At 59.1% G+C, this 16,743-nt stretch carries 14 protein-coding genes; 9 read left to right on the plus strand and 5 right to left on the minus strand.

What is annotated here, in order from left to right; genetic code table 11:
* Positions 1-52: 52 nt before the first annotated feature.
* Together lolA and ftsK are read right to left on the minus strand one after the other, a co-directional pair.
* Positions 53-676: an outer membrane lipoprotein chaperone LolA gene (gene lolA / locus CKW13_RS17930; RefSeq protein WP_095109934.1), complete on the minus strand. Its 624-nt coding sequence runs from the start codon at positions 674-676 to the stop codon at positions 53-55.
* Positions 677-745: 69 nt separating this feature from the next.
* A complete protein-coding gene (gene ftsK / locus CKW13_RS17935; protein WP_371856241.1) occupies positions 746-3,184 on the minus strand; it encodes a DNA translocase FtsK in 2,439 nt (812 codons plus the stop codon).
* 427 nt (positions 3,185-3,611) lie between these two features.
* On the opposite strand from ftsK, the gene aat reads away from it, so the two are divergent.
* From aat to infA, 3 genes are all read left to right on the plus strand, one after another.
* The gene (gene aat / locus CKW13_RS17940; RefSeq protein ID WP_095109936.1) at positions 3,612-4,292 is read left to right on the plus strand and encodes a leucyl/phenylalanyl-tRNA--protein transferase; all 681 of its coding nucleotides are present in this window, start codon (positions 3,612-3,614) and stop codon (positions 4,290-4,292) included.
* Positions 4,293-4,347: 55 nt separating this feature from the next.
* Complete coding sequence (locus CKW13_RS17945) at positions 4,348-5,055, plus strand: arginyltransferase (RefSeq protein ID WP_095109937.1); 708 nt, start codon at positions 4,348-4,350, stop codon at positions 5,053-5,055.
* 100 nt (positions 5,056-5,155) lie between these two features.
* A complete protein-coding gene (gene infA, locus CKW13_RS17950) occupies positions 5,156-5,374 on the plus strand; it encodes a translation initiation factor IF-1 (protein ID WP_002553999.1) in 219 nt (72 codons plus the stop codon).
* A gap of 110 nt (positions 5,375-5,484) precedes the next feature.
* On the opposite strand, the gene clpA is transcribed toward infA, so the two are convergent.
* Entirely contained in the window at positions 5,485-7,755 is a 2,271-nt protein-coding gene (clpA, locus tag CKW13_RS17955) for an ATP-dependent Clp protease ATP-binding subunit ClpA (RefSeq protein ID WP_095109938.1), read from the minus strand.
* Between the two features lie 29 nt (positions 7,756-7,784).
* Entirely contained in the window at positions 7,785-8,147 is a 363-nt protein-coding gene (clpS, locus tag CKW13_RS17960) for an ATP-dependent Clp protease adapter ClpS (protein ID WP_015094394.1), read from the minus strand.
* 225 nt (positions 8,148-8,372) lie between these two features.
* Here clpS and cspD point away from each other — a divergent pair, with 225 nt between their 5' ends.
* A complete protein-coding gene (cspD, locus tag CKW13_RS17965; protein WP_176465138.1) occupies positions 8,373-8,636 on the plus strand; it encodes a cold shock domain-containing protein CspD in 264 nt (87 codons plus the stop codon).
* An 80-nt stretch (positions 8,637-8,716) separates the two neighbouring features.
* Here cspD and icd read toward each other — a convergent pair whose 3' ends face one another.
* A complete protein-coding gene (icd, locus tag CKW13_RS17970) occupies positions 8,717-9,973 on the minus strand; it encodes an NADP-dependent isocitrate dehydrogenase (protein ID WP_095109940.1) in 1,257 nt (418 codons plus the stop codon).
* A gap of 493 nt (positions 9,974-10,466) precedes the next feature.
* Between icd and CKW13_RS17975 the strand changes: the two genes are divergently transcribed.
* The 5 genes from CKW13_RS17975 (at position 10,467) to purB (ending at position 16,659) form a co-directional block, all read left to right on the plus strand.
* The gene (locus CKW13_RS17975) at positions 10,467-12,713 is read left to right on the plus strand and encodes an NADP-dependent isocitrate dehydrogenase (RefSeq protein ID WP_095109941.1); all 2,247 of its coding nucleotides are present in this window, start codon (positions 10,467-10,469) and stop codon (positions 12,711-12,713) included.
* Between the two features lie 209 nt (positions 12,714-12,922).
* A complete protein-coding gene (locus CKW13_RS17980) occupies positions 12,923-13,369 on the plus strand; it encodes an NUDIX hydrolase (protein WP_095109942.1) in 447 nt (148 codons plus the stop codon).
* Between the two features lie 59 nt (positions 13,370-13,428).
* Entirely contained in the window at positions 13,429-14,553 is a 1,125-nt protein-coding gene (gene mnmA / locus CKW13_RS17985; RefSeq protein WP_095109943.1) for a tRNA 2-thiouridine(34) synthase MnmA, read from the plus strand.
* Positions 14,550-15,173, plus strand: a complete 624-nt coding sequence (hflD, locus tag CKW13_RS17990) for a high frequency lysogenization protein HflD (RefSeq protein ID WP_095109944.1) — start codon at positions 14,550-14,552, stop codon at positions 15,171-15,173. Before mnmA ends, hflD begins: the two co-directional genes overlap by 4 nt.
* 115 nt (positions 15,174-15,288) lie before the next feature.
* Positions 15,289-16,659, plus strand: a complete 1,371-nt coding sequence (gene purB / locus CKW13_RS17995; protein WP_095109945.1) for an adenylosuccinate lyase — start codon at positions 15,289-15,291, stop codon at positions 16,657-16,659.
* Positions 16,660-16,743: the final 84 nt, after the last annotated feature.

The raw sequence follows: 16,743 nt of genomic DNA on the forward strand, positions 1-16,743 counted from the left end.
ACTTAGCAAACCTCGCTGGGTACGGGTGGCAGGTGCCCACAGGGCCTGCGCCTTACTCCTGGATCACATCGGCACCCTTGGGGATGTCGAACTTGAACTTGGACGCGGGGATCGGTTCATTGGCCTTGACCGCGGTAAACAGGATGTTGGTGCGCTGGCCGACGCTGTCGATCAGCTGCATGTCGTTGACCAACCCATTGCGAAACGACAGGCGCAGGCTGTCGAACAGGGTGTCCTTGGTCTTGGGCTTGAGGGTGAAGTCGATCACCCCGCTTTGTTCCTTGGCGCTGATCTCGAAGCTTTCGCTGATCTTGGACACGTCGCCGGAGAGCAACAGGGCCGGGGTCTGGGTCAGGCGCTGGTCGAGTTTCTTGATGGTCACCTGCTCTAGGTCCGGGTCCCACAGCGAGACCTTCTGGCCATCGGAGACCATCAGTTGTTCTTGCGGCGCATCGGTGTGCCAGTAGAACAGCCCCGGGCGCTGCAATGCCATCTGGCCGGCGGTTTCCTGCAACTGGGTGCCGCTGCCATCGAGGGTCAGTTGGGAGAACCGCGCCGTCAGGGTCTGGGACTTTTCCAGCAATTGGGTCAAGCGTGCCACGTCCTTGTCATCGGCGTGGGCGGTCAGCGTGGTCAGGGCCAGTACCGGCAGCAACAGCATGCGGATCAGACGCATGGGAGTCCTCATAGAATTCGTGGGAAGGCGAACGGCGTGCTGGCACGCCGCCCTGTGGCAAATCAGTGCTTAGTCGCGCGAAGGGCCCGGGGCCAATACTTCACGCGAGCCGTTGGTGTTCATGGAGGTCACGACCCCGGCCATTTCCATGGCCTCGATCATACGCGCGGCACGGTTGTAGCCTATTTTCAGCTTACGCTGCACGGCAGAGATGGAGGCGCGACGGCTTTCGAGCACGAACTGTACCGCTTCGTCGTACAAGGCGTCGGTTTCGGCATCTTCTTCCCCGCCACCACTGCCGCCATCAAAACCGCTGCCGGCCTCTTCGATGCCATTGAGAATGTCATCGTTGTATTCCGGTGCGCCGCGCAGTTTCCAGGCCTCTACCACGCGGTGCACCTCGTCATCGGAGACGAAAGCGCCGTGCACGCGGATCGGCAGACTGGTGCCGGGCGGCATGTAGAGCATGTCGCCGTGGCCCAGCAGTTGCTCGGCGCCACCCTGGTCGATGATGGTGCGCGAGTCGATCTTGCTCGATACCTGGAACGCCATGCGCGTGGGGATGTTGGCCTTGATGAGGCCGGTAATCACGTCCACCGAAGGGCGCTGGGTGGCGAGGATCAGGTGGATACCGGCGGCACGGGCCTTTTGGGCGATACGGGCGATCAGCTCTTCGACCTTTTTGCCGACGATCATCATCATGTCGGCGAATTCATCGACCACGACCACGATGGTCGGCAGCTTGGTCAGCAACGGCGCTTCGTCGTGGATGCTCTGGCGGTTGTACAACGGGTCGGTCAGCGGCGTGCCTGCGTCCTGAGCTTCCTTGACCTTATGGTTGAAGCCCGACAGGTTGCGCACCCCCATCTTCGCCATCAGTTTGTAGCGCCGCTCCATCTCGGCCACGCTCCAGCGCAGGGCGTTGGCGGCGTCCTTCATGTCGGTGACCACCGGGCACAGCAGGTGCGGGATGCCTTCGTAGATCGACAACTCGAGCATTTTCGGGTCGATCATGATGAGCTTGGCGTCTTCAGGGCCGGACTTGAACAGGATCGACAGAATCATCGCGTTGACGCCCACCGACTTACCGGAGCCTGTCGTACCGGCCACCAGCAGGTGGGGCATCTTCGCCAGGTCGGTGATAACCGGTTTGCCGCCGATGTCATGGCCCAGGGCCAGGGTGACCGGGGATTTCGCGTCGTCGTACTCCGGTGTCGACAGCACCTCGGAGAAGCGCACGATCTGGCGGTCTTCGTTGGGGATCTCGATGCCGACGGTGGTCTTGCCGGGAATCACTTCCACCACCCGCACACTGGTCACGGCCAGGGAACGGGCCAGGTCCTTGGCCAGGTTGGAGATGCGGCTGACCTTGACACCTGCGGCGGGCTGGATTTCGTAGCGGGTAATCACCGGGCCTGGGTGAATCGAATCCACAGAAACTTCAACACCAAACTCCTTGAGTTTGATTTCCAGCAAATGACCGACGGCGGCCAAAGACTCGGGGGAATAATTGAGTTGCTTCTTTTCAGCCGGGTCCAGGATAGAGATTGGTGGCAAAGTGCCTTCAACTGCACTGTCGACAAACAACGGTGCCTGTTTCTCTTTTTGAACACGCTTACTCGGTTCCGGCGTTTTGGCCGGAGCCGGTGCAATAACCGGCGGAACTTGTTTTTCCCGCTCGGACATATGCTTACTCAAGGCTTGTTCACGCTCGATCAAACGCTCTTTGACCTTGGCTTGTTCGCGCTTATCGGTGACCGTAGGCGCCACCACTTCGTTGACCCGGGTATCGACCTCGCGCAACTGCGCAACCAGTTGTTTGCGTTCGACACGGGCCGCCCACCAACGGTTGGCCGCGCCCTGGAACAACTCGAAGAGGTCCAGGGTGATCTTGCCGGTCACGTCCATGACCTTGAACCACGAAAGGTCGGTAAATACTGTCAGGCCGAATAGGAACAACGCGATGAACATCAGCGTACTGCCCTGGATGTTCAGCGCGTTCTTCGCGAGGTCGCCCAGGCTCTCGCCCAACGCACCGCCGGCCCCAGCCGGCAAGCCGGTGGGCGCGTGAAAGTGGATGTGGGCCAGGGCTGCGCCCGACAGCACAAGGAACACCAGGCCGATCAGGCGCCAGGAAAACAGCCAACCGCTCCACAGCCAGGGTTCGTGGCGCTGGCGAAATATTTGGTAGGTCTTGATGGCCAATAACAACGGGAAGATATAGGCGAAGTAACCCAGGATCATGAACAGGATATCGGCGCTATAAGAACCGGCGGGGCCGCCGAAGTTCTGCACGTCATCAATCTTGCTGTTATGGCTCCAGCCCGGATCGTCCTTGCCGTAAGTCAGCAATGCCATCATCAGAAACAGGCACAATGCGCCAATGGCAATCAGTGCACCTTCCTTTAACCGGTAGTGCAATTGCTGGCGCCAGAGAGGAACTACTGCTTTAGGTGCTGCCGTGGATTTCTTCAAAACGCGTCTTTTCCTGCGCCGTAGCGCGACCAACTGTTGATTGACTATAAAAACTGCCCAATCCGGGCAGGCAACAAGTTAACAAGCATAACTGAAACTATTTTTAACACTGTGCTCTTCATTCTTGAAGCAAAGTGCGCGCCGAATGGCCATTGTACGGGTTTGCACGGGCGATGCCACGTCGCGACGGCTTGGGTGTAGCATAGCCAGCAGGCCGGCAGATGCGGGCCAATTTGAGCACGCATTGTCTTTTGTGACAAAGGCTTATGAGAGGTTTATGAACGGGGCAGAGCATTTGCGCCGGATCCCGGGCCCTGAAGTGCCAGTACCGTACTACCGCCTCGAAGCCACCCCGAGTTCGACCCTGATGGCCGTGTAGAGTTGCAGATACCCAACAACCCTCGTCTTCGCCGACACAGCCCCTACTGTCTGTATCGGCCCTGCTATAAGCCTGAATGCCATGCTGACCTGGTTACAACGCAACTCCCTCGCCTTCCCGCCGCTGGAAAAAGCCATGCGCGAGCCCAACGGGCTGCTGGCCGCCGGCGGCGACCTGAGCGCCGATCGCCTGATCCAGGCTTACCGCCATGGCTGCTTCCCATGGTTTTCCGAAGGCCAGCCCATCCTCTGGTGGTCGCCAGACCCGCGCACCGTCCTATTTCCGAGCGAACTACATATTTCCCGCAGCTTGGCCAAGCTGCTGCGCCAGCAACGCTACCAGGTAACGTTCGACCAGGACTTCGCTGCCGTCATCCAGGCCTGCGCAGCGCCCCGGAAATATGCCGACGGCACCTGGATCACCGAGGCGATGCAGAACGCCTACGTGGAGCTGCACAAGCGCGGGTATGCCCATTCGGTCGAGGTCTGGGACCAGGGCGTGCTCGTCGGCGGGGTCTATGGGCTGGCGATGGGGCAACTGTTTTTTGGCGAGTCTATGTTCAGCCGCGCCGACAACGCCTCCAAGTTCGGCTTCGCCACCCTGGTCAAGCACCTTGAGCGGTCAGGCTTTGTCCTCATCGACTGTCAGATGCCCACCGAACACCTGCACAGCCTCGGCGCCCGCGCCCTCGCCCGCCGCGAGTTCGCAGGCTACCTGGCCCGCCATCTCGACCAGCCCAACAGCGCCACCTGGGTTCCCTAGGCGCCTTTTACCAAGCTGGCTTACACTTACCCAAAGCTTATTCCGAGGGTTGACCATGACCGAGTTGGCGCGCCTGAAGTTCTATGCCACTCAGCCTCACTCTTGCAGCTACCTGCCCGAAGAGCAGGCGACTACGCTTTTTCTCGACCCTAGCCAGCCCATGGATGTGCATGTGTATGCCGACCTGTCGGAGATGGGCTTTCGCCGCAGCGGCGACCACCTCTACCGGCCCCACTGCCAGAACTGCAACGCCTGCGTCCCCGCACGCATCCCCGCAGCGCAATTTTTGCCCAACCGCCAGCAGAAACGCATCTTCAAGCGCAATGCGGATTTGCATGTGCAACCGGCCAAGCCCACGTTCAGCGAAGAATACTTCGACCTTTACCAACGCTACATCGAGCAACGTCACGCCGACGGCGACATGTACCCACCCAGCCGCGAACAGTTTTCAACCTTTCTGGTCCGCGAACTGCCCTTCTCCAGATTCTATGAGTTCCGTCTTGACGGTCGCCTACTCGCGGTAGCGGTCAGCGACCTACTGCCCAACGGGCTCTCGGCGGTGTACACCTTTTATGAGCCCAAGGAAGAGCGGCGCAGCCTCGGGCGCTATGCCATCCTCTGGCAAATCGCCGAGGCCCGGCGCCTGGAGCTGGATGCGGTGTACCTCGGCTACTGGATCAAGAACTGCAAAAAGATGAACTACAAGACCCAATATCGCCCCATCGAGCTGCTCATTAATCAACGTTGGGTGACCATGAGTTAGAAGCCCTTGGCTTAAACCCCATTTTTCGGGCACAATGCACGCCGCTTTTGCCTGGCGCAGTTGCACCGGGCCATTCATTGGATACCGAGGGCTTTACTGCATGTCGAAAGAAGACAGCTTCGAAATGGAAGGCACTGTCGTCGACACCCTGCCCAACACCATGTTTCGCGTGGAGTTGGAAAATGGGCACGTCGTAACCGCGCATATCTCCGGCAAGATGCGCAAGAATTACATTCGTATTCTTACCGGTGACAAAGTGCGCGTCGAGCTGACGCCCTATGACTTGAGCAAAGGTCGCATCACTTACCGCGCTCGCTAAGCAAGTCAATACAAGACGCCCGGTTCATACCGGGCGTTTTTGTTTGCGCAAATTAACAGACAACAAAAAGGCGCATTCAAGCGCCTTTTTGTTTTACTGCCAGCTCACTATCAAGCCATTTCAGCCGTGGTTTCGAACTCGAAGGTCAGCTCGCCATCCTTCAGATCGATATGTACCACGCCGCCATGCTCGGCCAACTCGCCAAAGAGAATCTCTTCGGCCAGGGGGCGCTTGATCTTGTCCTGGATCAAACGAGCCATCGGGCGGGCACCCATTTGCACATCGTAGCCACCCTCGGCCAGCCACCCCCGCGCCGCATCCGTCACCTCCAACAGCACACGCTTGTCCTCCAACTGCGCCTGAAGCTCGGTAAGGAATTTGTCCACCACACTTTTGATGACTTCGTGGCTGAGGCGACCGAACTGGATAATGGTATCCAGGCGGTTGCGGAACTCCGGCGTGAAACTCTTCTTGATCGCTTCCATGGCGTCAGAAGAGTGATCCTGGAAAGTGAAGCCAATAGACGCGCGCGCTGCCGTTTCCGCACCCGCATTGGTTGTCATGATAAGGATCACATTACGGAAATCTGCCTTGCGCCCGTTGTTGTCCGTCAGCGTCCCGTGGTCCATGACCTGCAACAACAGGTTGAAGACTTCCGGGTGCGCCTTCTCGATCTCATCGAGCAACAACACGCAATGCGGTTGCTTGGTGATAGCCTCGGTCAACAAACCGCCCTGGTCGAAACCGACATACCCGGGAGGTGCGCCGATCAAGCGGGACACGGTATGCCGCTCCATGTACTCGGACATGTCGAAGCGCACCAACTCGATACCCATGGCCTTGGCCAACTGCCTGGCAGCTTCGGTCTTGCCAACACCGGTCGGCCCCGCGAACAGGAAGGAGCCTACGGGCTTGTCGGGCGATTTGAGCCCTGCGCGAGACAACTTGATCGCGGTCGACAATGAATCGATAGCGGCATCCTGGCCGAACACGGTGAGTTTCAGATCCCGTTCAAGATTGCGCAGCAGTTCCTTATCAGAACTGGTGACATGCTTAGGCGGAATACGAGCGATTTTGGCCACAATATCTTCAACCTGCGGCACCTCAATACGCTTCACGCGCTTCTCGACCGGTTGCAGGCGCTGATAGGCGCCCGCCTCGTCGATAACGTCGATGGCTTTGTCGGGCATATGCCGATCATTGATGTAGCGCGATGCCAGCTCGGCAGCCGCGCGCAATGCCTCATCGCTGTACTCGATATTGTGATGCTGCTCAAAACGCCCTTTAAGGCCGCGCAAAATTCCAATGGTGTCTTCTACCGAAGGCTCTGACACGTCAACCTTCTGGAAGCGCCGCGCCAAGGCGCGATCCTTCTCGAAAATACCGCGAAACTCCTGGAACGTAGTGGAACCGATGCAACGAATGTCGCCCGAAGACAACAACGGCTTGAGCAGATTCGAGGCATCCATCACGCCACCAGAGGCCGCACCAGCACCAATGATGGTGTGGATCTCATCAATAAAAAGGATGGCCTGCGGACGTTTTTTCAGCTCACCCAACAACGCTTTGAAACGCTTCTCGAAATCGCCGCGGTATTTGGTCCCGGCGAGCAGCGCCCCCAGGTCCAGGGAGTAGACAACGCTGTTAGCCAGCAGGTCTGGCACCTGATTATCGACAATGCGCTTGGCCAAGCCTTCAGCGATCGCGGTTTTACCCACACCCGCCTCGCCGACCAACAGAGGATTGTTCTTGCGTCGACGCGCCAGTATCTGGGCGACGCGCTCCACTTCCAGCTCACGCCCTACCAGCGGGTCGATACGACCCTGACGCGCGAGTTCATTGAGGTTGCTGGCGTACGCATCCAGAGGATTGCCTGAAGAGGAAGACTCACCGCCCTCATCGTCCTGCATATCTTGCTCACCTTCAGAGTGATCGCCATGCCCCGGCACTTTTGAAATGCCATGGGCGATGTAGTTGACGACATCAATGCGCGCAACGCTCTGCTGCTTGAGCAGAAACACGGCCTGACTCTCTTGCTCACTAAAGATGGCAACTAGCACGTTGGCGCCAGTCACTTCCCGCTTGCCCGAGCTCTGTACATGGAAGACAGCACGCTGCAGAACCCGCTGAAACCCCAGGGTTGGCTGGGTTTCGCGATCCTCGTCATGGACAGGGATCAACGGAGTGGTGGAGTCGATGAACTCCTGCAGATCGTGCTTGAGTTTGTCGAGGTTGGCGCCGCACGCACGTAACACAGTGGCGGCGGCCTCGTTATCCAAAAGGGCCAACAAAAGGTGCTCGACCGTCATGAACTCATGACGCTTTGAGCGAGCCTCCTTGAAGGCGAGATTGAGAGTGACTTCGAGCTCGCGGTTTAACATAGCTTCACCTCATACCCAAGTGGTCGGAGTTAACCGTCCTTCTCGATTTCACAGAGTAGCGGATGCTGGCTTTCCCTGGCGTACTGGTTGACCTGCATGGCCTTGGTCTCGGCGATGTCGCGGGTAAACACTCCACATACTGCCCGTCCTTCTGTATGAACGGCCAGCATGACCTTGGTCGCCAGCTCGCGATTCAGGTTAAAAAACACCTCGAGCACTTCGACGACGAAATCCATCGGTGTGTAGTCATCATTGAACAAAACCACCTTGTACATCGGTGGCGCCTGTAGGGCAGGCTTAGCCTCCTGTACAGCAATGCCTGCGGAATCGTCGTCGTGTAGGTCCGGGCGATCCTGATTGAATGTTAGTCGAATCTGGCTGATTGCATGCATGGAAAGAAAGGTTCGTCAGTTGTGCAAATACAGTGGTGGGGGCTCCCCGGGAGGATTTCAACTCCATCCGCCCAGTCACCTTGACTATCAGCAAAACGGTGTTACAACCAATAGGAGCCCACATTGGGTAATAAAGGTCCGCACCGTCAACCGGATTTTCCGTTTTGAGTGCAGATTAACTGGATGATACTCCAGTGATGGAGTCTGTTGCAGAGGGATATGAGTATGGCAAGCGGCAAGGTCAAATGGTTTAACAATGCCAAGGGGTATGGATTTATCAACGAAGAAGGCAAGACAGAAGACCTGTTTGCCCATTATTCAGCTATCGAGATGGATGGATACAAGACCCTGAAAGCGGGTCAGCCAGTGAAGTTCGAAATCATCCAGGGCCCCAAGGGACTGCATGCCATCAAAATCAGCGCCAATATCGATACCCCCAACGCCGGCACAAGCAGCCCGACACCAAGAAAAGAAGCCGCTGCAACCTAAGAACAACCAAACATTCAGATATAAAAAACCGGCCATATCAATCAAATGAAATGGCCGGTTTTTGCTTAGCGCAGATCAGCTCACATATGAGAGATCAGGGCATCGCCGAACGCAGAAGACGACAGCAGTTTGGCACCGTCCATCAGGCGTTCGAAGTCATAGGTCACAGTCTTGGCCGAGATGGCGCCATTGGTGCCCTTGATGATGAGGTCGGCCGCTTCGGTCCAGCCCATGTGACGCAGCATCATTTCCGCCGACAGGATCAGCGAACCCGGGTTCACCTGGTCTTTGCCTGCGTACTTCGGGGCCGTACCGTGGGTGGCTTCGAACATTGCGATGGTGTCAGACAGGTTGGCGCCCGGAGCGATACCGATACCGCCCACTTCCGCCGCCAGGGCGTCGGACAGGTAGTCACCGTTGAGGTTCAGGGTGGCGATCACATCGTACTCGGCCGGGCGCAGCAGGATCTGCTGAAGCATGGCGTCGGCAATGGCATCCTTGACGATGACGTTCTTGCCGGTTTTTGGGTTCTTGAACTGCATCCAAGGACCACCATCAAGCAGGGTCGCGCCGAACTCTTCGGCCGCCACTTCGTAGGCCCATTCCTTGAAGGCACCTTCGGTGAACTTCATGATGTTGCCTTTGTGCACGATGGTCAGCGAGTCACGGTCGTTATCGACTACATACTGCAGTGCCTTGCGAGCCAGACGCTTGGTGCCCTGCAGGGAAACCGGCTTGATACCGATGCCGCAGTTTTCGTCGAAACGGATCTTGGTCACGCCCATTTCGTCTTTCAGGAACTTGATGACCTTGGTCGCTTCCGGCGAACCCGCCTTCCACTCGATACCGGCATAAATGTCTTCGGAGTTTTCGCGGAAGATCGTCATGTCGACGTCGCCAGGCTTCTTGACCGGGCTAGGCACGCCTTCAAACCAACGCACAGGGCGCAGGCAAACGTACAGGTCCAGTTGCTGGCGCAGGGCCACGTTCAGGGAACGGATACCGCCGCCGACTGGCGTGGTCAACGGGCCCTTGATGGAGACAACGTAGTCTTTGACGGCGTCCAGGGTTTCCTGAGGCAGCCAGGTGTCCTGATCGTAGACCTGAGTGGCCTTCTCACCGGCGTACACTTCCATCCAGGAGATTTTGCGCTCGCCACCGTAAGCTTTCTTAACAGCCGCATCGACAACCTTAATCATGACCGGGCTGATATCGACGCCAATGCCATCACCTTCGATAAAAGGGATGATCGGGTTGTTAGGAACATTGAGAGAATGGTCTGCATTGACGGTGATTTTGTCGCCGACTGCTGGAACCTGAATCTTCTTGTATCCCATGCTGGACTCCGTTGTGTGGATTGAACATCTGGCTGCGCAGGAGCGTAACCCAGTTGAATCTGGACGGGAACCTTATGTTCCACTCATCTGGGACCGAACCTGTACTTTTGGCGCCCTACAAGCTGCAAAGCAACGAGGGAACCGACAAAGTGCAGCACCAGGGCGCGCAGTGTAAGGCCCCCACCGGGCACGAGCCTTTAGACCAAAGGACAACCCCCCGCCCGCATTCGCCGCCAGCGTAGTACTAAAGACCTATGTATAATGCGCCGGTGACCACTGGGTCACAGAACACAACCCTGTCAGGAATGAGACTTTCAGCCCTGAAGAGGCCGCGCTGCTACCGCAAACCGGCCGTCCGACGTTTGATTGATGCACCCAACATCATCGCGAAGAAACCTCGACTTTCGGCTCATGGATGACTTTGAACGAAAGCGCCTATCACGCGCATCTCGAGTTTCCGAGCACGCTTAGCCAGAAGAGAGTTAATCCGAATATGCCCACCCGCTCGAAGATCATCTACACCTTCACCGACGAAGCTCCCGCCCTCGCCACTTACTCCCTGCTCCCGATCATCGAAGCCTTCACCGCTTCGGCCGATATCGCCGTGGAAACCCGTGACATCTCTCTTGCAGCACGCATCCTCGCCAGCTTCACCGAGCAACTGAGCACGGACAAAGCGGTGTCGGACGACCTGGCAGAACTGGGCGACCTGGCCATCACGCCAGAAGCCAACATCATCAAGCTGCCCAACATCAGTGCTTCGGTCCCCCAGCTCAAGGCTGCGATCAAGGAGCTCCAGGCCAAGGGCTTCGAGCTGCCGGACTACCCGGAAGCGCCGGCCAACGACGCCGACAAAGAAACCCGCGCCCGCTACGACAAGATCAAGGGCAGCGCCGTGAACCCGGTGCTGCGCGAAGGCAACTCCGACCGCCGCGCCCCGCTGTCGGTCAAGAACTACGCCCGCAAGCATCCGCACAAAATGGGCGCCTGGGCTGCGGACTCCAAGTCCCACGTGGCCCACATGAGCAACGGCGACTTCTACGGCAGCGAAAAAGCCGCACTGATCGAAACCAAGGACAGCGTCAAAATCGAACTGATCGCCCAGGACGGCAGCGTCAGCGTCCTGAAGGAAAAGACCGCCGTGCAAGCCGGCGAGATCATCGATTGCGCCATCATGAGCAAAAAGGCCCTGCGCGCCTTCATCGCCGCGCAAATTGAAGACGCCAAAAAACAAGGCGTACTGCTGTCGGTGCACTTGAAAGCCACCATGATGAAAGTCTCCGACCCGATCATGTTCGGCCAGATCGTTGCCGAGTTCTATCAGGACGCCCTGAGCAAGCACGCTGATGTGCTGCGCGAAATCGGCTTCAACCTGAACAACGGCATCGGTGACCTTTACGCGCGCATCAAGGCCCTGCCGGTGGAGCAACAAACCCAGATCGAAGCCGACATCCAGGCTGTGTACGCAGTCCGCCCGGCACTGGCGATGGTCAACTCCGACAAAGGCATCACCAACCTGCACGTACCGAGCGACGTGATCGTCGACGCCTCGATGCCCGCCATGATCCGTGACTCCGGCAAGATGTGGGGCACCGACGGCCAGTTGCACGACACCAAGGCCGTGATCCCGGATCGCTGCTACGCCACCATCTACCAAGCGGTAATCGAAGACTGCAAGCAACACGGCGCCTTCGACCCGACCACCATGGGCAGCGTGCCGAACGTCGGCCTGATGGCGAAAAAGGCCGAAGAGTACGGCTCCCACGACAAGACTTTCCAGATCAAGGCTGACGGCGTGGTTCGCGTCACCGACAGCAAAGGCAACCTGCTGCTGGAGCAAGCGGTCGAGGCCGGTGACATCTTTCGCATGTGCCAGACCAAGGACGCACCGATCCAGGACTGGGTCAAACTGGCGGTCAACCGTGCCCGCGCCAGTGCAACCCCGGCGATTTTCTGGCTGGACCCGATGCGCGCCCATGATGGCGTCGTGGTCGAGAAAGTTCAGGCCTACCTGAAGGATCACGACACCTCGGGCCTGGACATCCGCATCATGTCGCCGGTCGAGGCGATGGCGTTCACCCTCAAGCGTATCCGCGCGGGGCAGGACACCATCTCGGTCACCGGCAACGTACTGCGCGACTACCTGACCGACCTGTTCCCGATCATGGAACTGGGCACCAGCGCCAAGATGCTGTCGATCGTGCCGCTGATGAACGGTGGCGGCCTGTTCGAGACCGGCGCTGGCGGCTCCGCGCCCAAACATGTGCAGCAACTGCTGGAAGAGAACTTCCTACGCTGGGACTCCCTGGGTGAGTTCCTCGCCCTGGCCGCTTCCTTGGAGCACCTGGGCACCACCTACGACAATCCCAAGGCGCAGGTGCTGGCCAAAACCCTGGACCAAGCCACCGGTAAGTTCCTGGACAACAACAAGTCGCCTTCGCGCAAAGTCGGCAACATCGACAACCGCGGCAGCCACTTCTACCTGGCGCTGTACTGGGCCCAGGCCCTGGCCGCCCAGACCGAAGACAGCGCCCTGCAAGCGCAATTCGCCACCCTGGCCCAGACCCTGGCCGAGAACAAGGCAACCATCGTTGCCGAGCTCAACGCGGTCCAGGGCAAGCCAGTGGATATCGGCGGCTACTACCACGCCACCCCGGCGCTGTTGCGCAAGGCAATGCGTCCAAGCAAGACCTTCAACGACGCCATCGCGGCCCTGGTATCGGACAGCCTGGCTGCCTGATTGCCCCCCGCGCCGCCACCACAAACCCCGGCCCCGTGCCGGGGTTTGTGCTTTGCGGACCTTGATTGCCCTACATGAACGAGTTTGCGCGCGATAACGGTTTATCATCCCGCAGCGGTATCGGCCGGCACATTGCTATCGCCTGCAGGTTCACCCCACAAAAAGTCCACCTAACATCCCCTGCATAAACCTGAAATCGAGGAAGTTCTATGGATTGGCAGCCCCACATCACCGTCGCCACCATCGTCAAAGACAACGGCCGCTTCCTGATGGTCGAAGAATCCAAGGGCGGCCGCGCCGTGCTCAACCAACCCGCCGGCCATCTGGACCCGAACGAAACCCTGATTGAGGCCGCCGTTCGCGAAACCCTGGAAGAAACCGGCTGGGACGTCGAACCCACCGCGGTGGTTGGCCTCTACCTCTACACCGCCCCCAGCAACGGCGTGACCTACCAACGTGTGTGCTTCGCCGCCAAGCCCCTCAAACACCACCCCGATTATCAACTCGACGACGGCATCATCGGTGCCCGCTGGCTGACCCGCGACGAATTGATAGCCCGACGCGAGCACTGGCGCAGCGAGCTGATTATCCGCTGCATCGACGATTATCTGGCCGGCTCGCGCCACAGCCTGGCGCTGATCCGCCCTTCTCTTTAGCCTTGCGGGCTGCGGCCTGCTAGAATCGCGTCCTTTTTCAAGACACCCGTTGAATTCCTATGCGTGAGCCAGCCCCTTCTGACACACAAAAGAAGCGCGTCATCGTCGGCATGTCCGGCGGCGTGGATTCTTCCGTTTCCGCCCTCCTGCTGATCGAGCAGGGCTATGAGGTGGAAGGCCTGTTCATGAAGAACTGGGAAGAAGACGATGGAACGGACTACTGCACCGCCATGGACGACCTGGCCGACGCCCAGGCCGTTTGCGACAAGATCGGCATCAAGCTGCACACCGCCAACTTCGCCGCCGAATACTGGGACAACGTGTTCGAGCACTTCCTGGCCGAATACAAGGCCGGGCGCACGCCTAACCCGGACATCCTGTGCAACCGCGAAATCAAGTTCAAGGCGTTCCTCGACTACGCCTTGATGCTGGGTGCCGACCTGATTGCTACAGGCCACTACGTGCGCCGCCGCGATATCGATGGCCGTACCGAGCTGCTCAAGGGCCTGGACCCGAACAAAGACCAGAGCTACTTCCTCCACGCCGTGGGTGGCGAGCAGATCGCCAAGACCCTGTTCCCGGTCGGCGAGCTGGAAAAACCCGCGGTGCGCGCTATCGCTGAAAAGCACGAGTTGGCCACCGCCAAGAAAAAGGACTCCACCGGGATCTGCTTTATCGGCGAACGCCGCTTCAGCGACTTCCTCAAGCAGTACCTGCCCGCACAACCGGGCGAGATCAAAACCACCGAAGGCGAGGTCATCGGCCGCCACCATGGCCTGATGTACCACACCATCGGCCAGCGCCAGGGCCTGGGCATCGGCGGCCTAAAAGATGCAGGCGATGAGCCCTGGTACGTACTGATCAAGGACCTGGAGCACAACGAACTGATCGTCGGCCAGGGCAACAATCACCCCTGGCTGTTTTCAGGCGCCCTGCTCGCCTCCGACATCTATTGGGTCAACCCGATCGATCTGAGCGCACCGCGCCGGCTCACCGCCAAAGTGCGCTATCGCCAGAGCGATCAGCCCTGCACCCTGGAAAAAACCGCCGATGGCTATCGCGCTACCTTTGATGAACCGCAACGGGCGGTCACACCGGGGCAATCCGTGGTGTTCTATGACGGTGAAATCTGCCTGGGTGGCGGCGTGATCGAAGTCGCCGAACCCTGGAGCAACCCGGCATGAGCCCGACTCAGGAGCAACTGACAGCCCTGGGCGGCGTGTTCCTTGCCGCGGTACTGGTGGACAAGATTGCCAAGACCGGGCAGGTCACCGAGGCGGGCCTGAGCTGCATGCTCGGCAGCCTGCTGATCCGCGACCCCAAGGACACCCTGGAAGTCTACGGCGGCGATGACCTGAACCTGCGCGAAGGTTACCGCGCCCTCATCGGCGCCCTTGAGCGCGACCCTAACACCTTGCAGCGCGAGCCACTGCGCTACGCCCTGTCCATGCTGGGTCTGGAGCGGCAACTGGCCAAGCGCGACGACCTGCTGGAAACCATCGGCAAACGCCTGCCGCAGATCCAGGCGCAGGTAGAGCATTTCGGCCCCGCCCATGAAAATGTCATCGCTGCGTGCGGCGCGCTGTACCAGGACACCCTGAGCACCCTGCGCCAGCGCATCCAGGTGCACGGCGACATGCGCAACCTGCAGCAGCCCAGCAACGCCTCGAAGATCCGCGCCCTGCTCCTGGCCGGCATTCGCTCGGCGCGCCTGTGGCGGCAACTGGGTGGGCATCGCTGGCAACTGGTCATCAGCCGACGCAAGCTGCTCAAAGAGCTCTACCCGCTGATGCGCAGTAGCTGAACCTGTATTTGTAGCCCTTGACGCGTAATACGTCGGTCAGTTGGCAACGGACCGACGATTTTTTTCATGTATGATACGCGCCCCATTTCGTTGCCCGACTGTCCGAGAACACCCCATGCAGCTCTCTTCGCTCACTGCGGTTTCCCCTGTTGACGGCCGCTACGCCGGCAAAACTCAGGCCCTGCGCCCTATTTTCAGCGAGTACGGCCTGATCCGTGCCCGCGTCCTGGTTGAAGTGCGCTGGCTCCAGCGCCTGGCCGCCCATCCCGCCATCAGCGAAGTGCCGGCGTTCTCCGCGCAAGCCAACGCCGTGTTGAACACCCTGGCGGAAAATTTCTCCCTGGAACACGCCGAGCGTGTGAAAGAGATCGAGCGCACCACCAACCACGACGTTAAAGCCATCGAATACCTGCTCAAAGAGCAAGCGGCCAAGCTGCCGGAACTGGCCCAGGTCAGCGAGTTCATCCACTTTGCCTGCACCAGTGAGGACATCAACAACCTGTCCCACGCCCTGATGCTGCGCGAAGGCCGTGATGACGTGATGCTGCCCCTGATGCGCCAGACCGCCAATGCCATCCGCGAACTGGCGATCCGCTTCGCCGACGTGCCGATGCTGTCGCGCACCCACGGCCAACCGGCTTCGCCGACCACCCTGGGCAAAGAGCTGGCCAACGTCGTGTATCGCCTGGAGCGCCAGATCGCCCAGGTTGCCGCCGTGCCGCTGCTGGGCAAGATCAACGGCGCCGTGGGCAACTACAACGCCCACCTGTCGGCCTACCCCGAGATCGACTGGGAAGCCAACGCTCGCGCCTTCATCGAAGACGAACTGGGCCTGGGCTTCAACCCCTACACCACCCAGATCGAACCTCACGACTACATCGCCGAACTGTTCGATGCCATCGCCCGCTTCAACACCATCCTGATCGACTTCGATCGCGATATCTGGGGCTACATCTCCCTGGGCTACTTCAAGCAGCGCACCATCGCCGGCGAAATTGGCTCCTCGACCATGCCCCACAAGGTCAACCCGATCGACTTCGAGAACTCCGAAGGCAACCTGGGCATCGCCAACGCGCTGTTCCAGCACCTGGCGAGCAAGCTGCCGATTTCCCGCTGGCAGCGCGACCTGACTGACTCCACCGTACTGCGTAACCTGGGCGTAGGCTTTGCCCACAGCGTGATCGCGTACGAAGCGAGCCTCAAAGGCATCAGCAAGCTGGAACTCAACGAGCAGAAAATCGCCGCTGACCTGGACGCCTGCTGGGAAGTCCTGGCCGAGCCGATCCAAACGGTCATGCGTCGCTACAACATCGAAAACCCGTATGAAAAACTCAAAGAGTTGACGCGCGGCAAAGGCATCAGCCCACAAGCGCTGCAAACTTTCATCGATGGCCTGCAAATGCCGGCCGCTGCGAAAGCCGAACTCAAGCTGCTGACGCCGGCCAACTACATCGGCAACGCCGTGGCCCAAGCCAAACGCATCTGATCGCCGCTTGACCCCTTGAGACGCCCGGCAGCGCCGGGCGTTTTTATTCCCGTCTGAAAAGTGCTTTTTTTCAATAGGTTACAC

This window comes from Pseudomonas sp. Irchel 3E20 (assembly GCF_900187645.1).
In the GTDB taxonomy this organism is placed as follows: domain Bacteria; phylum Pseudomonadota; class Gammaproteobacteria; order Pseudomonadales; family Pseudomonadaceae; genus Aquipseudomonas.